Origin of the sequence: Lactobacillus rodentium (assembly GCF_003423665.1) — a bacterium.
Lineage (GTDB): Bacteria > Bacillota > Bacilli > Lactobacillales > Lactobacillaceae > Lactobacillus > Lactobacillus rodentium.
Map to the genome: position 1 here is coordinate 25,782 of NZ_BFBY01000013.1, position 14,361 is coordinate 40,142.

Annotated in this window: 14 protein-coding genes, 1 tRNA gene and 1 riboswitch; of the genes, 13 read left to right on the forward strand and 2 right to left on the reverse strand. The window is 34.7% G+C overall.

Annotation, left to right across the window (positions count from 1 at the left end; genetic code table 11):
• Nucleotides 1-28: 28 nt before the first annotated feature.
• Both LrDSM24759_RS06865 and LrDSM24759_RS06870 read right to left on the reverse strand, forming a co-directional pair.
• Nucleotides 29-99: transfer RNA gene (locus LrDSM24759_RS06865), tRNA-Gly, on the reverse strand.
• Nucleotides 100-116: 17 nt separating this feature from the next.
• Nucleotides 117-737: an SOS response-associated peptidase family protein gene (locus LrDSM24759_RS06870; RefSeq protein WP_117118751.1), complete on the reverse strand. Its 621-nt coding sequence runs from the start codon at nt 735-737 to the stop codon at nt 117-119.
• A 116-nt stretch (nt 738-853) separates the two neighbouring features.
• Between LrDSM24759_RS06870 and trpS the strand changes: the two genes are divergently transcribed.
• The 13 genes from trpS to LrDSM24759_RS06935 all read left to right on the forward strand — a co-directional run bounded on the left by trpS (nt 854) and on the right by LrDSM24759_RS06935 (nt 14,348).
• Nucleotides 854-1,876 carry a tryptophan--tRNA ligase gene (trpS, locus tag LrDSM24759_RS06875; RefSeq protein WP_117118752.1) on the forward strand — a complete coding sequence of 341 codons (1,023 nt, stop codon included), beginning with the start codon at nt 854-856 and terminating at the stop codon, nt 1,874-1,876.
• A gap of 17 nt (nt 1,877-1,893) precedes the next feature.
• Nucleotides 1,894-2,394, forward strand: a complete 501-nt coding sequence (locus LrDSM24759_RS06880) for a deoxycytidylate deaminase (protein WP_117118753.1) — start codon at nt 1,894-1,896, stop codon at nt 2,392-2,394.
• Nucleotides 2,381-2,968 carry a TPM domain-containing protein gene (locus tag LrDSM24759_RS06885; protein ID WP_117118754.1) on the forward strand — a complete coding sequence of 196 codons (588 nt, stop codon included), beginning with the start codon at nt 2,381-2,383 and terminating at the stop codon, nt 2,966-2,968. The genes LrDSM24759_RS06880 and LrDSM24759_RS06885 overlap by 14 nt, the downstream gene beginning before the upstream one ends.
• Before the next feature lie 67 nt (nt 2,969-3,035).
• Nucleotides 3,036-3,213, forward strand: a riboswitch (M-box (ykoK) riboswitch).
• An 88-nt stretch (nt 3,214-3,301) separates the two neighbouring features.
• On the forward strand, nt 3,302-5,989 hold the full coding sequence (gene mgtA / locus LrDSM24759_RS06890; protein ID WP_117118755.1) for a magnesium-translocating P-type ATPase: 2,688 nt from the start codon (nt 3,302-3,304) through the stop codon (nt 5,987-5,989).
• A gap of 129 nt (nt 5,990-6,118) precedes the next feature.
• The gene (gene metG / locus LrDSM24759_RS06895; protein WP_117118756.1) at nt 6,119-8,107 is read left to right on the forward strand and encodes a methionine--tRNA ligase; all 1,989 of its coding nucleotides are present in this window, start codon (nt 6,119-6,121) and stop codon (nt 8,105-8,107) included.
• Entirely contained in the window at nt 8,107-8,877 is a 771-nt protein-coding gene (locus LrDSM24759_RS06900) for a TatD family hydrolase (protein WP_117118757.1), read from the forward strand. The genes metG and LrDSM24759_RS06900 overlap by 1 nt, the downstream gene beginning before the upstream one ends.
• Entirely contained in the window at nt 8,864-9,427 is a 564-nt protein-coding gene (gene rnmV / locus LrDSM24759_RS06905) for a ribonuclease M5 (protein WP_117118758.1), read from the forward strand. The genes LrDSM24759_RS06900 and rnmV overlap by 14 nt, the downstream gene beginning before the upstream one ends.
• A complete protein-coding gene (gene rsmA, locus LrDSM24759_RS06910; protein WP_117118759.1) occupies nt 9,417-10,304 on the forward strand; it encodes a 16S rRNA (adenine(1518)-N(6)/adenine(1519)-N(6))-dimethyltransferase RsmA in 888 nt (295 codons plus the stop codon). The genes rnmV and rsmA overlap by 11 nt, the downstream gene beginning before the upstream one ends.
• Before the next feature lie 61 nt (nt 10,305-10,365).
• Entirely contained in the window at nt 10,366-10,605 is a 240-nt protein-coding gene (locus LrDSM24759_RS06915) for a Veg family protein (protein ID WP_117118760.1), read from the forward strand.
• Between the two features lie 126 nt (nt 10,606-10,731).
• Nucleotides 10,732-11,565: a pur operon repressor gene (purR, locus tag LrDSM24759_RS06920; protein ID WP_117118761.1), complete on the forward strand. Its 834-nt coding sequence runs from the start codon at nt 10,732-10,734 to the stop codon at nt 11,563-11,565.
• A gap of 51 nt (nt 11,566-11,616) precedes the next feature.
• Nucleotides 11,617-13,002, forward strand: a complete 1,386-nt coding sequence (gene glmU, locus LrDSM24759_RS06925; protein ID WP_117118762.1) for a bifunctional UDP-N-acetylglucosamine diphosphorylase/glucosamine-1-phosphate N-acetyltransferase GlmU — start codon at nt 11,617-11,619, stop codon at nt 13,000-13,002.
• Nucleotides 13,003-13,117: 115 nt separating this feature from the next.
• Nucleotides 13,118-14,092, forward strand: coding sequence for a ribose-phosphate diphosphokinase (locus tag LrDSM24759_RS06930; protein WP_117118763.1), 975 nt, complete (start codon nt 13,118-13,120; stop codon nt 14,090-14,092).
• 70 nt (nt 14,093-14,162) lie between these two features.
• The gene (locus tag LrDSM24759_RS06935) at nt 14,163-14,348 is read left to right on the forward strand and encodes a hypothetical protein (protein WP_117118764.1); all 186 of its coding nucleotides are present in this window, start codon (nt 14,163-14,165) and stop codon (nt 14,346-14,348) included.
• The last annotated feature ends 13 nt before the right edge of the window (nt 14,349-14,361 follow it).

A 14,361-nucleotide genomic window follows, 5' to 3' on the forward strand; every position in this document is an offset into this window, starting at 1 on the left:
TACTTTGTGTAATGTCTCTTTTTAAGTAAGCGGATAGCGTGAATCGAACCCGCATCTTCAGCTTGGGAAGCTGACATTCTACCATTAAACTATACCCGCGGGATATAAGAATTGTATCACACACTTTCTCTGTGGGGCAATAGTGTGCGGGTAAGTTTAACTTGTTTGCGATCAATTAGTGAAGTGAAGTTCTGAAAGAGCCATTTTCTTAATTCATTTGGTGTAATAACTAATGGCATGCGAGGATGGGCAGCTAAAACTGTTTCATTAGAGTCGGTAGTCACAAGAGCAAAATGTTTTTCATCATAAATAGCAGCTATCATAGTAAGTGGTTGTGTAGCAGACTTAAAACTAAATTCTTCATGATAAGTTTTACCATTGGAAAGAGTATAAGTATTACGACTACTTTCAAAGAATTGATTAGTCAAAACAATACATCTTTGACGAGCAAAGGATTTATCCCACATTGATCGTTGTGGCTCAAAAAAGCGTTCTACTCGAGCGTTATTAAGTACTTGGTTTGGTTTAAATGGACTAGGATAGCCCCAATCCATAATTTGAAGTTGAAGTTTATCATCTTGATAAAGTAAGACTAAAGATTTGCGTTTTGGAAAGATTTCAGTTGCATCTTTAAACTCTTCTTTAGGAAAATCAACTGGGACTAAAGGTAAATCAAGATCTTCTTTAAGATATTTTTCAATTTTATGTAATGGTGGTAATTGAAAGTGACTGCACATTTCTCTCACTCCTTCTTTAATTATTATTTTATCAACTTGAACTTGAGTTTAAAGAAATAAGCATTTTTGCTAGAATAACTAATATATAAGATGTTAATTAACAAACGGAGATAATTATGACAAAAGAAATTTTATTAACTGGTGATCGTCCTACAGGGAAACTTCATATTGGTCACTATATCGGCTCATTAAAGAATCGTGTAAAATTACAAAATGAAGGAAAATACGATCCTTATATTATGATTGCGGATACCCAAGCTTTAACCGACAATGCCCGTGATCCAGAAAAGATTAGAAAAAGTTTAATTGAAGTAGCGCTTGATTATTTAGCAGTAGGTCTTGACCCAGAAAAGTCTACAATTTATGTGCAATCTCAAATTCCTGCTTTATTTGAATTAACTGCATATTACATGGATTTAGTAACTGTTGCTCGTTTAGAGAGAAACCCAACTGTTAAAACAGAAATTAAACAAAAAGGCTTTAAGGACTCGATTCCAGTCGGATTTTTAAATTATCCAGTTTCTCAAGCTGCCGATATTACTGCTTTTAAGGCAACCTTGATTCCCGTTGGGGATGATCAAGAACCAATGCTAGAACAAACTCGTGAAATTGTTCGTACTTTTAATCGAGTTTATAACACTGATATCTTGGTAGAACCAAAGGGCTATTTTCCACCAAAGGGTCAAGGTAGATTACCAGGTCTTGATGGTAATGCTAAAATGTCTAAATCCTTGGGTAATGCTATTTATTTATCTGATGATGCTAAGACAGTCCAAAAGAAAGTTATGTCAATGTATACTGACCCTAACCATATTCATGTTGAAGATCCTGGTCAAGTTGAAGGTAATACTGTCTTTACGTACTTAGATGTTTTTGCGCCCGATAAAGACAAAGTTGCAGAATTAAAAGAACAATATCAAAAGGGTGGTCTTGGGGACGTTAAGATTAAACGCTACCTTAATGAAGTACTTGAAGCTGAGCTTGCACCAATCAGAGAACGTCGTGAAAAATATGCTCAAGATCCAGATGCGGTTTATGAAATGCTTTTAGAAGGATCAAAGAAGGCAAATGAAGTTGCCAACCAAACTCTTGAAGAAGTTAGAGATGCAATTGGCTTAAATTATTTTAAAAAGAACTAGTTTCTTAAGAGGGTATCATGTCACGCAATAGAATTCCTTGGAAACAATATTTTATGATGCAGGCCTTGGTTATCTCGCAACGTTCTACTTGTGATCGTGCTTTAGTTGGAAGTGTTTTGGTCAAGGGCGATCGGATGGTAGCGACTGGCTATAATGGTAGTGTCTCTGGTCAAGAACATTGTGATGATGTAGGACATCTAATGGTTGATGGACATTGTATTCGAACGATTCATTCTGAAATGAATACTTTGATACAATGTGCCAAAGATGGTATTTCCACTGAAAATACAGAGATTTATGTAACTTATTTTCCTTGTTTTAACTGCGCTAAATGTTTAGTACAGGCTGGTGTCAAAAAGATTAATTACTTTTATGATTATCATGATGATCCTTTAACCTTAAGACTTTTACATGACAAAAATATAGGGCTCGAGCAAGTCAAACTTGAAAAGAAATATGTGCAAGATCTAGAAGATCAACTTAATTTAGCAGAAGCAAGTAATAATGATGAAACATAAAGTATTTCTAGGAATTTTAACATTATTAGCATTTTTGGGCTTGGCCATGAAACAGCCTAATGTTAATGATCATGCTCATATTTATAATGCCCCTACTAATAAGTTAGTAAGTGAAAAAAATGAAACCTATCAAACTAGCAAATTAAAAGAAAAGCCGGTAATTGATTTAGTTAGCATTATAAATAATGATGCTTTTAAACGCTTAAAACCACATAAAAATCAGGTTTTAATTGTTACACTTCACCAAAAGAAAAATAACGTTCAAATTTTGGTAGGAAGTAATTTCAAAAAAACGTTATCGGCAACAACTACTAGTAATATTGTTCGTTATGCTGGTGATGATTTACGTAGTAGTAACAATAGGACCTTTAATAAAGGGATACGTAAGGTATTTAATGCCTGTACAACCTTAATTGATCAAGAACTTAGTTTGCCAGCTGATAAGAATGCCTTATCGAATAATCAACTACAAAAAATAAATCATCCGCAAAGTGTAAATTTTGTATGGGGAATTATAATTGCGTTAGGTGCTACCATAGTTTTTTCTTGGTATCAAAGACGAAATAGGAGATAGTATTTAATTTGTGGTTGACGAATAAGTTAAATCCCATTAAAGTGGTTAGTGGAAGTTAAATATAAGGCAAATAAACTGTTAGGTGAGACTCCTACATGAATATATGCTGTCGCCCAGCAACATCCAGAGATGCCAACGGGTCAAACAGGGATCGTCGACTTAAGGCCCTCCCCAGCCAGCTAGTTATGCAGAATTGCAGCAACTTTACGTCATGTAGTGTTAAAACTGAACGACGAGTATAAATATCGCTTGGATATAAAAGACCAATGCAGTTTTTGCGTTTGGTCTTTTTTGTTTGTTTGCTTTCTTTTGATTAAAAGAAAGGAAGTTAAAATGTTAAAAATTACAAATCCTAGCAAAAAAATGATGAGTAATATCAAGCTTGTGCGCCAAATTGCACAAGAAGATAAATTTGCGACTTTGCAACGTCTTCATACCTCAATTAATGGTCTCTATAGTGCTGATGCGAGGCAAAGATTAGAAAAATTTGGTCCTAATGAAGTGGCGAAAAAGCCGACCAATACTAGAATTCAATTTTTAATTCAATCCTTTTTAACACCATTTACAATTGTTTTACTTATTTTAGCAACGATTTCATTTTTTTCTGAATATTTATTTGTACCTGCTTCTCAGAAAGATCTTAGTACAACAATTATTATGTTGATTATGGTATTAATATCTGGAGTTACGGGATATATTCAAAATATTAAAACAAATAATGCAGTAGAGGATTTATTGAATATTGTTTCTGTGACGACAAATATTCGTCGTAATGGTGAAAATATTGAATTACCAACAAAAGATGTGGTAATAGGAGATATTATTAACTTATCTGCCGGAGATATGGTTCCAGCAGATATGCGGTTACTAAAGACAAAAGACTTATTTTGCTCAGCTAGTTCACTAAATGGTGAATCTGAACCAACTGAGAAAATAGCTAATGCTCGTCCCAAAAGCGATGAGCTCAAAAATTATCTTGATTATCCTAATATTGCTTATGAAGGTACAACCATCGTATCAGGATCAGGGATTGGAGTAGTATTTGCAACAGGCGAAAAAACTGTCTTTGGCAAAATTGCCCAAAATATTTCCAAAAATAAAATTAAAGAAACCAGTTTTGATTTAGGTATTAGAGATATTTCAAAAATGCTTTTAATCATGACTGCAATTATTGCTCCGACAGTTTTTATTATTGATTGGCTAACAAAAGGTAACTGGCTTGATGCTCTTTTATTTGGTATTGCTACGGCCGTTGGCTTAACTCCTGAGATGTTACCAGTAATTGTCACTAGTAATCTAGTTACAGGCTCAGTGGAAATGTCAAAGCAAGGAACAATTGTAAGAACTATGAGTTCAATTCAAAATTTTGGCTCAGCTGATATTCTGTGTACTGATAAGACAGGAACTTTAACCCAAAATAAGGTAATGCTTGAACGTCATTATGACCTAGATCTACAAGAACAGCCTGATATTCTAAAATATGCTTATTTAAATGCCTATTTTCAAACAGGTATGAAAAATTTAATTGATCGATCAATTATTAATGCGGCTAATAATGAATTGGATGTCAATGATATTAATCACGACTATAGTAAGGTTGATGAAATTCCTTTTGATTTTAAGCGCCGTCGTGTGAGTGTTGTGGTGGCCAATGCTGAAAATGAACATGTTTTGGTAACCAAAGGAGCGGCGGAGGAAATGCTCGCATGCTCAACAAAAATCGAAGTAAACAATAAGGTAGAACCTTTGACCGATGAACGTCGTACTAAAATTATGAGTGAAATCAACCATATGAGTGCTGATGGAATGCGAATCATTTTACTTGGTTATAAAAGAGATCCAGCAGCGGTCGGAGCTTTTTCACCTGAAGATGAGAATAATTTGATTTTAACTGGCTTTTTAGCATTTCTAGATCCACCTAAAGAAAGTGCTAAGGAAACAATTCAAACTCTGAATAAAGATGGGATTAATGTCAAAATACTGACAGGAGATACGGCAATTGTTACTCGTAAAATAGCAGTTGATGTAGGAATAAATGCCGATGTTGTTTACTCAGGCAAAGATTTTGTCGATAAAAGTGAAGCTGAAAAGCAGGCAATGGTTGAAGAATGTAATATCTTCGTTAAACTTTCTCCGCAAGATAAGGCTGATATTATTGATTTACTGAAGAAAAATGACCATACGGTAGCTTATATGGGTGATGGTATTAATGATGCCTCAGCAATGAAAGCTGCTGATGTATCAGTATCAGTAGATACAGCTGTAGATATAGCCAAAAAGTCTGCAGATATTATTTTATTAGAAAAAGATTTGGCCATTTTAGAAAAAGGGGTAACAATTGGCCGTCGAGTATTTGGTAATACAATGAAATATATTGAGATTACCTTATCATCCAATTTCGGAAATATATTATCGATTTTGCTCGCCTCAATCTTTTTACCCTTCTTACCGATGTCCCCAATGCAGCTATTAATTTTAGAATTAATTTATAGTTTATCGTGTTTATCAATTCCATTTGATACGATGAACGAACATTACTTACAGGTACCAAGAAAATGGAGTACAAAAAAATTACCAAAATTTATGCTTTATTTTGGTCCAGTTTCGTCAATTTTTGATGTCATTACATTTGGACTACTCTTTTTCTGGATTTGTCCGCAAATCGTTGGTAATTCTTGGTTTACTGCTACTTCAAGTCAACGTGCCTTATTTATCACAATCTTTGCGGCAGGTTGGTTTGTTGAATCCTTGTGGACTCAAGAAATATTAATTCAAGTATTACGGGATCCGAGGATTCCATTTATTCAACAACATTCTTCTCCAGCCGTGGCGTGGGCTACTTTAGGAGCTGGTGTGATTGGAACACTTTTACCTTTTATTACTCCAATTGCCAAAATCATGAAGTTCGGCCCGTTACCACTTTACTATTTAGGACTAGTAGTAATTTTACTGATTCTTTATATTGCTTTGACAACAATAGTGAAGTACTGGTACTTGAAAAAAGAAAAATTCTTAATTTAATATTCAGTATTTACATAAAAAAGAGGAATTTTATAATAAATTCCTCTTTTTCTATAGTTTCATGCTAAATTTGGGGTGTAAGATGCTATGATATACTAGCAAGAAGAGAATTAGAGGGAGCGATTAATTATGGCAGAAAAGAAAACATATTATATTACAACTCCAATTTATTATCCGTCTGGTAAATTAACTATTGGAAATGCTTATACTACTATTGCTGCGGATACGATGGCTCGTTACAAACGTGCCCAAGGTTATGATACTTTCTTTTTGACCGGGACTGATGAACACGGTTTAAAGATTGAACAAAAGGCAGAAGCAAAGGGAATTAAACCCCAGCAATTTGTCGATGATATGGCAGCTTCTTATAAAAAACTATGGAAGATGCTAGATATTTCTTACGATAAATTTATTCGTACAACAGATGAAGAACATGTAAAGGCTGTTCAAAAAATCTTTGAACGTCTATTGAAGCAGGGCGATATTTATCTTGGTGAATATCAAGGTTGGTATTCAGTAGAAGATGAAGAATATTTTACTGAATCTCAATTAGCTGAAGTTTACAAAGATGATAATGGTAAAGTAATTGGTGGGAAGGCACCTTCTGGTCATGAAGTTAAATTAATTAAAGAGCCTTCTTATTTCTTTAGAATGAGTAAATATGCTGATCGTTTACTTGATTACTACAATGAGCATCCTGAATTTATTTTGCCTCATTCACGTGAAAAAGAAATGGTCAATAACTTTATTAAACCAGGTCTTGAAGATTTATCAGTGACGAGAACAACCGTTAACTGGGGGATTCCTGTACCTAGTGACCCTAAGCATGTAGTTTATGTATGGATTGATGCTCTTTCCAATTATATTACTGCTCTTGGATATGGCTCAGATAATGACTCATTATTTGAAAAATATTGGCCAGCAGATGTTCATTTAGTTGGTAAAGAAATTGTTCGATTCCATACTATTTATTGGCCAATTATGTTAATGGCCTTGGGCTTACCATTGCCTAAGCAAATTTTTGGGCACGGTTGGGTTTTGATGAAAGATGGAAAAATGTCAAAATCCAAAGGAAATGCTGTATATCCGGAAATGATTGTAGAACGTTATGGTTTAGACGCTTTGCGTTACTACCTAATGCGTGAAATTCCATTTGGTAGTGATGGTATCTTTACTCCAGAAGACTTTGTTGAAAGAGTTAACTTTGACCTAGCTAATGACCTTGGTAATCTTTTAAATAGAACTGTTTCTATGATTAATCAATATCAAGACGGCATGGTAGCTCCTGTAACTGAAACTGAAGATGAATTTGCAAAGAGCTTACGTGAAACTGCTCAAGCAACCATTGATAATTATTACCAGAAGATGGATCAATTGCATTTCTCACAAGCATTAGATGAAATCTGGAAGCTTATTTCTCGTGCAAATAAATATATTGATGAAACCACCCCTTGGGTCTTAAATAAAGAAGGCAAAAAAGAAGAACTTTCACGTGTGATGAGTAATTTAGCTGAAAGTTTACGCTTGGTTGCGCTTTTAATCCAACCAGTGATGACCGAAAGTCCGGCTAAAATGTTTGCTCAATTAGGCTTGGATCTAGATAACGAAGAGGCAAATGTTTTAGAGTGGGGCGGTTATAGTTGGGATACTAAGGTAACTGAAAAACCAACACCAATTTTTCCACGTTTAAAAAATGACGAAGAGGTTAAATATATTAAAGAACAAATGGCAAAGGCTAAACCTAAGAAAGCTACTCGTAGTCAACAAAAGGAAGCTCAAAAAGAAGCCAAGGCCATTACAATTGACGACTTTGATAAAGTTGAAATGAAGGTCGGCCAAATTTTGAATGTGGAACCGGTTAAAGGCTCTAATAAATTATTAGCCTTTAAGTTAGACTTTGGTGAAGCAAAACCTCGTCAAATATTGAGTGGAATCGCCAAGTTTTATCCAGATTATGAAGATTTAGTAGGGAAAAAAGTTATTGCTGTAACTAACTTAAAACCAAGAAAGATGTTAGGACATTTAAGTCAAGGCATGCTTTTATCAAGTGAAAAAGATGGCAAGATTAAGTTAAGTCTTGTTGGTGATGAACATGAAGTGGGAGCGATTCTAGGTTAATGGAACTTTTTGATTCACATACTCATTTAAATGATGAGCCTTTTAGAGGGAAAGAAGAGTTTTACTTAGAACGAGCCGAAAACCTTGGTGTAACTCGAGCAGCAGTGGCAGGACAAGATCCTGACTTTAATGAGCGCGCAATTGATTTAAGTGAACGTTTTGATAATTTATATGCGATTGTAGGTTACTGTCCCGATGTAGCTAAGGATTTTGATCAAGCTGCTAAAGATAAGTTAATTGAGCAATTGCAATTAGACAAAACAGTAGCTTTAGGAGAAATTGGTCTTGATTATTATTGGGATGAATCACCTCGTGATATTCAACGCAAAGTTTTTGCTGAGCAGTTAGAAATTGCCCATGAACTAAAGATGCCAGTTAATATTCATACACGTGATGCATTTGAAGATACTTATAAGATTCTAAAAGACAGTAAAGTGGGCGAGTATGGCGGTATTTTGCATAACTTTAATGGAGATCCGGAATGGATGAAAAAATTCTTGGATTTAGGAATGATGATGTCATTTTCTGGAGTCGTATCTTTTACTAAAGCTACTGATGTTCACGCGTCAGCTAAAGTGGTTCCTTGGGATCGGATACTCATTGAAACAGATGCACCTTACTTGACTCCCAAACCATATCGGGGGAAGCAAAATGAAACTGGTTATGTTCATTATGTAGCACAGGCAATTGCTGATTTACGTGAAGTAACAATTGATGAAGTGGCTACTCATACTTATGAAAACGCGATGAAAATATATGGAATCAAATAATAAAAAACACTTTAATGCTGTGGTTATTGTTGAGGGCCGAGATGATACTAAAAGATTAAAACAATTTTTTCCAGGTATTGAGACCATTGAAACTAATGGTTCTGAAGTATCACAAGAAACTTTGGCTGAAATAAAAAAGTTAGCTGATGCGAGAGAAATAATTGTTTTTACAGATCCAGATTACAATGGTGAAAGAATACGACGTTTGGTAACTGAGGTAGTCCCTACGGCAAAACAGGCTTTTATTACGCGGAAAGAGGGGGAGCCGACTAAACGTGGAAATAGTCTAGGAGTTGAACATGCTTCTAAAGCTGCAATTGAACGTGCGCTACGTGATTTACATGAAATTCAACCTCAGTCCACTGATATTACCCGTGAAAAATATATAGCCTTAGGGCTGGGTATGGGACCAAATGCTAGGAAGTTAAGAGAAAAAGTAGGTATTGAGCTAGGAATAGGATATGGTAATGCTAAACAATTTTTACGTCGTTTGGAAATGTTTGGGATCACCTATGCTCAATTAGAGGAGGCAGTTAATCATGTCAAATAGTATGCCAATCGCTAATCCAGTGAGAACGCAAGCAATTGTGAATCGCTATTTTATGCATGCTAAGAAAAATTTGGGACAAAATTTTTTAGTCGATATTGGTGCAATCAAAGGAATTGTAGCAGCAGCTGATATTCAACCAGGAGATCAAGTAATTGAAATTGGACCTGGGATTGGCTCCTTAACTGAGCAACTTTTATTAGCTGGTGCAAAAGTATTAGCCTATGAAGTTGATAAAGATTTGCCAGACATTTTACATAATGAACTACCCCAAACTGTGGATAATCAACCTTTAACTGATCGTTTTAAGTTGGTAATGAAAGATGTTTTAAAGGCGAATTTTAAAGAAGATACAGCTGGCTTTCTCGATTTAAATAAACCAGTAAAAATTGTCGCAAATTTACCTTATTACATCACTACCCCAATAATTTTTGACTTAATTAATAGTGACCTCAAATTTGTCAGTTTAACTTTAATGATGCAAAAAGAAGTAGCTGAGCGATTAGTGGCCCATCCTAAGACTAAGGCTTATGGTCCTTTAACAATTGCAGTTCAATCACGAATGAAAGTTAAACTAGCCGAAGAAGTAAAAAGTAGCTCTTTTATGCCACGTCCCAAAGTTGACTCAGCAGTTGTTGTCCTAACTCCTTTAAGTGATAAATACAATATTGAAGATGAAAAGTTTTTCAATCATGTCGTAAAAGTATGTTTTTCGCAACGAAGAAAGACCTTATCCAATAACTTAAAAACCTTTATTAAAGATAAGGATAAGCGTGAAAAATTAATTACTGACCTTGGTTTTGATTTACATGTTCGGCCGGAAGAGCTAACCATTAATGATTTTATTACTTTAGCTAAGGCACTAAAAAAGCTTAGCTAAAATCTTGATGATAAAGTAAAAGTGTGGTAAAATATCTCCCGAAAAGGGAGCGTGACATCTAGTGCCAATATCACTAAATTCAATTAAGCAAGATTTAGATTCTCACATTGGTGAAAGTCTAGTAGTAGTAGCACAAGCTGGTCGTAAGAAGGTTACTCGTAGAAAGGGTACTTTAACCAAGACTTATCGTGCAGTGTTCGTAGTTGATTTAGATCAAGACCAAAATAACTTTGAACGTGTTTCTTATAGTTATACCGATCTTTTAACTAAGAATATTGAACTTGAATTTGAAGAATTATAAGTCTTTATTTGCTAACATTTAAATAAATTACGAATAATCACTAGGATATTTTTGAAATTCTAGTGATTTTTCTTTATATTCAGAGTATTATTAATAAAAAATGTTTAGTTTTAGGAAGGTGAAGCAATGAAAAGATCAGAAAGACTAGTTGATATGGTGAAGTACTTAATGGATCATCCCCATACTTTAATTGCCTTGCCATTCTTTGCAAAGCGTTATGATGCAGCAAAATCTTCCATCTCAGAAGATTTAACTATTTTACGAAATACTTTAGCTAATAATAAAGATGGAATATTAGAAACTGTTGCTGGAGCGGCAGGTGGAGTACGTTATATTCCCTTTATGGGTAAACAAACGGCTGCTAGTTTTTTGCGTGAACTTGCTGATCGCGTAGAAAATCCAGACCGAATTTTACCAGGAAATTTTCTTTATTTCTCAGATATTTTGGGTTCACCTCAAGACTTACAAAATATCGGCAAGCTAATTGCGACTAAATATGCCTTTAGTAAAGTAGATTATGTAATGACAGTAGAAACCAAAGGTTTGACAATGGCTCAAGCAGTAAGCCGTTTTTTAAATGTACCTTTTGTATTAGTTAGACGTCAGCCTAAAATTACTGAAGGGGCTACAATTTCCGTTAACTACGTTGCCTCTTCTAGCGATCGTGTTGAAAAAATGGAATTAGCTAAGCGAAGTTTACCTAGCGGATCATACGTGTTAATTGTTGATGACTTTATGCGTGGTGGGGGAACTTTGACCGGAATGGAAGAATTAGTTAAGGAATTTAATTGTCATGTGGCGGGAATGTCTGTCTTATGTGAAAGTAAATTTGCTTCTCGCAAGGTTGTTGATGATTACCAATCATTAATTAAAATTGCTGATGTTGACCGAAATAAAAAATTAATTAAAGTGCAAATTGGTAATATTCTTGATCAAATAAACTTCGATCGTTTTTCATAGTGAAAATGCTATAATTAAGTTAATTTAATGATAGTAAAGGACAAAAGTTAAATGAATAAATATGTGGTAATTCTAGCAGCTGGTAAAGGTACCAGAATGAAATCAAAATTATATAAAGTTTTACACAAAGTATGTGGAAAAACTATGGTAGAACATGTTGTAGATGCTGCCAAGGGCACTGAACCAACTGAAATCGTTACAGTAGTTGGTACTGGTGCTGCCAAAGTAAAAGATGTTTTAGCTGGTCAATCTGAATTTGCCTTCCAAAAAGAACAATTAGGGACTGGAGATGCAGTTATGGCAGCCAGTGACTTACTTGCCGATAAAGATGGTAGTACTTTAGTTGCTACTGGAGATACACCATTATTTACCAGTGAAACTTTTAATAATTTATTTGCTAAACATCAAGCCGATGGTAATAGTGCAACGGTTTTAACTGCTAAGGCACCTAATCCTTTTGGTTATGGTCGAATTATTCGTGATGAAAATGGCAATGTTTTGCGGATTGTGGAACAAAAAGATGGAACACCGGAAGAATTAGCTGTTGATGAAATTAATACTGGTGTCTTTGCATTTAATAATAAAGAATTATTTGAAGCATTAAAGCAAGTTGGTAATAACAATGCTCAAGGTGAGTATTATCTTACTGATGTTTTAGAAATTATGCGGAAGGCTGGCAAAAAAGTTGGTGCATATCAAATGCCTGACTTTAGCGAAAGCTTAGGAGTAAATGACCGTATTGCTTTAGCTCAAGCAACCAAGATTATGCAAAAACGTATTAATGAAGCACATATGCGTGATGGAGTTTCATTTATTGATCCTGATACTGCTTATATTGATGCTGGGGTAAAAATTGGCAACGATACAGTGATTGAAGGTAATGTAGTTATTAAAGGAAATACCGTAATTGGCAGTGACTGCTACATTACCAATGGTTCACGTATCATTGATTCAAAGATTGGTGATGGTGTTACTATTACCTCTTCAACTATTGAAGAATCTGAAATGGATGATAACTCAGATATTGGACCTAATTCACACTTACGTCCAAAAGCTAAAATTGGTAAAAAAGCCCATATTGGTAATTTTGTAGAAATCAAGAAGGCGGAAATTGGTGAAAATACTAAAGTTGGTCATTTAACGTATGTAGGGGATGCAACTTTAGGTAAGGATATTAACATTGGGTGCGGAACAATTTTCTCTAATTATGATGGCGTTAAGAAATTCCATACTAATGTGGGTGACCATTCATTTATTGGAGCAGGAGCAACTATTATTGCACCCGTAAATATAGCTGATCATGCTTTTGTAGCTGCTGATTCAACCATTACTAAAGATGTAGGACGTTATGATATGGCTATTGCTCGTGGACGTCAAACTAACAAGCCAGATTACTGGCACAAGTTGCCATTATCAAAAGATAAAGAGTGGGAATAATTGATCATTTTTGAAAGAGTCAACTAAGTTTGACTCTTTTTTTATATAATTTGCGCACAAACCAGATTTTTTTGCTATTATTAGTTATGAATGTAAGTATTTTCTGGAGGATACCATGTCTAAAATAGACGAAAAAATTAAAATTTTTGCTCTTAATTCTAATAAACCCTTAGCTGAAAAAATTGCAAAGGCTGTTGGAGTTGAATTAGGTAAGTCGAGTGTTAAACGATTCAGTGATGGAGAGATCCAAATTAATATCGATGAATCGGTCCGTGGAAAAGATGTTTATCTAATTCAATCAACAAGTGACCCGGTTAATGATAATTTAATGGAATTATTGATTATGATTGATGCGGTTAAGCGTGCATCAGCTCACACGGTTAATGTTGTATTACCTTATTATGGTTATGCGCGTCAAGATCGCAAAACTCGTGCTCGTGAACCGATAACTGCTAAATTAGTTGCAGATATGATTCAGGCTGCTGGTGCAAATCGAGTTCTTTCGCTAGATTTACACGCTCCGCAAATTCAAGGATTCTTTGATATTCCTGTTGATAATTTAATGGGTGCACCACTTTTAGCTGATTATTTCTTAAGAAATGGTCTCCAAGAAGATGCTGTAGTTGTTTCACCTGACCATGGTGGTGTCACTCGTGCACGAAAATTAGCAGAATTTTTAAAGGCACCAATTGCAATTGTTGATAAACGTCGTCCAAAAGCAAATGTGGCTGAAGTAATGAATATTATCGGAAACGTTAAAGGTAAACGCGCAATTATTATTGATGATATGATTGATACGGCTGGTACGATTACTTTGGCTTCTCAAGCACTAATTGATGCGGGAGCTACTGAAGTCTATGCATCAGCTACACACGCTGTATTATCTGGACCAGCGGTAGAAAGATTGAATAATTCGCCAATCAAGAAATTAGTTTTAACTGATTCAATTAATCAACCAGAAGATAAGCAATTGACTAAAGCAGAAATTGTTTCTGTTGGTCCTCTAATGGGACAAGCAATTAAGTTTATTCAAGACCATAAACCATTGAGTCCATTATTTAACACACGTTTTCAAACTAAAAAGAATTAATTAAAGATAAATAAAAGGCTTTGATCTGATATGAACCCCGAAATTCGGACAAGAATTTCGGGGTTTTATTATGTCTAAATTAACAAAGCGAGATAAAATTAATATTTATAATTATTGGAAAAATTATGGAAAATCTTCTACATGGTTAAGTAAAAAATATGGAGTTAATTCAACTAATATCCGTTATCTGCTTAAATTAATAGATCATTATGGACTTAACATTTTAAATCGTTCACATACTACTTATCCTATTTAGTTTAAAGAAGCTG

What these genes read in the sequence shown, in the direction of transcription:
- LrDSM24759_RS06870 (WP_117118751.1), bottom strand. Translation starts at nt 737, where the DNA reads ATGTGCAGTCACTTTCAATTACCACCATTACATAAAATTGAAAAATAT.
- trpS (WP_117118752.1), top strand. Translation starts at nt 854, where the DNA reads ATGACAAAAGAAATTTTATTAACTGGTGATCGTCCTACAGGGAAACTT.
- LrDSM24759_RS06880 (WP_117118753.1), top strand. Translation starts at nt 1,894, where the DNA reads ATGTCACGCAATAGAATTCCTTGGAAACAATATTTTATGATGCAGGCC.
- LrDSM24759_RS06885 (WP_117118754.1), top strand. Translation starts at nt 2,381, where the DNA reads ATGATGAAACATAAAGTATTTCTAGGAATTTTAACATTATTAGCATTT.
- mgtA (WP_117118755.1), top strand. Translation starts at nt 3,302, where the DNA reads ATGTTAAAAATTACAAATCCTAGCAAAAAAATGATGAGTAATATCAAG.
- metG (WP_117118756.1), top strand. Translation starts at nt 6,119, where the DNA reads ATGGCAGAAAAGAAAACATATTATATTACAACTCCAATTTATTATCCG.
- LrDSM24759_RS06900 (WP_117118757.1), top strand. Translation starts at nt 8,107, where the DNA reads ATGGAACTTTTTGATTCACATACTCATTTAAATGATGAGCCTTTTAGA.
- rnmV (WP_117118758.1), top strand. Translation starts at nt 8,864, where the DNA reads ATGGAATCAAATAATAAAAAACACTTTAATGCTGTGGTTATTGTTGAG.
- rsmA (WP_117118759.1), top strand. Translation starts at nt 9,417, where the DNA reads ATGTCAAATAGTATGCCAATCGCTAATCCAGTGAGAACGCAAGCAATT.
- purR (WP_117118761.1), top strand. Translation starts at nt 10,732, where the DNA reads ATGAAAAGATCAGAAAGACTAGTTGATATGGTGAAGTACTTAATGGAT.
- glmU (WP_117118762.1), top strand. Translation starts at nt 11,617, where the DNA reads ATGAATAAATATGTGGTAATTCTAGCAGCTGGTAAAGGTACCAGAATG.
- LrDSM24759_RS06930 (WP_117118763.1), top strand. Translation starts at nt 13,118, where the DNA reads ATGTCTAAAATAGACGAAAAAATTAAAATTTTTGCTCTTAATTCTAAT.
- LrDSM24759_RS06935 (WP_117118764.1), top strand. Translation starts at nt 14,163, where the DNA reads ATGTCTAAATTAACAAAGCGAGATAAAATTAATATTTATAATTATTGG.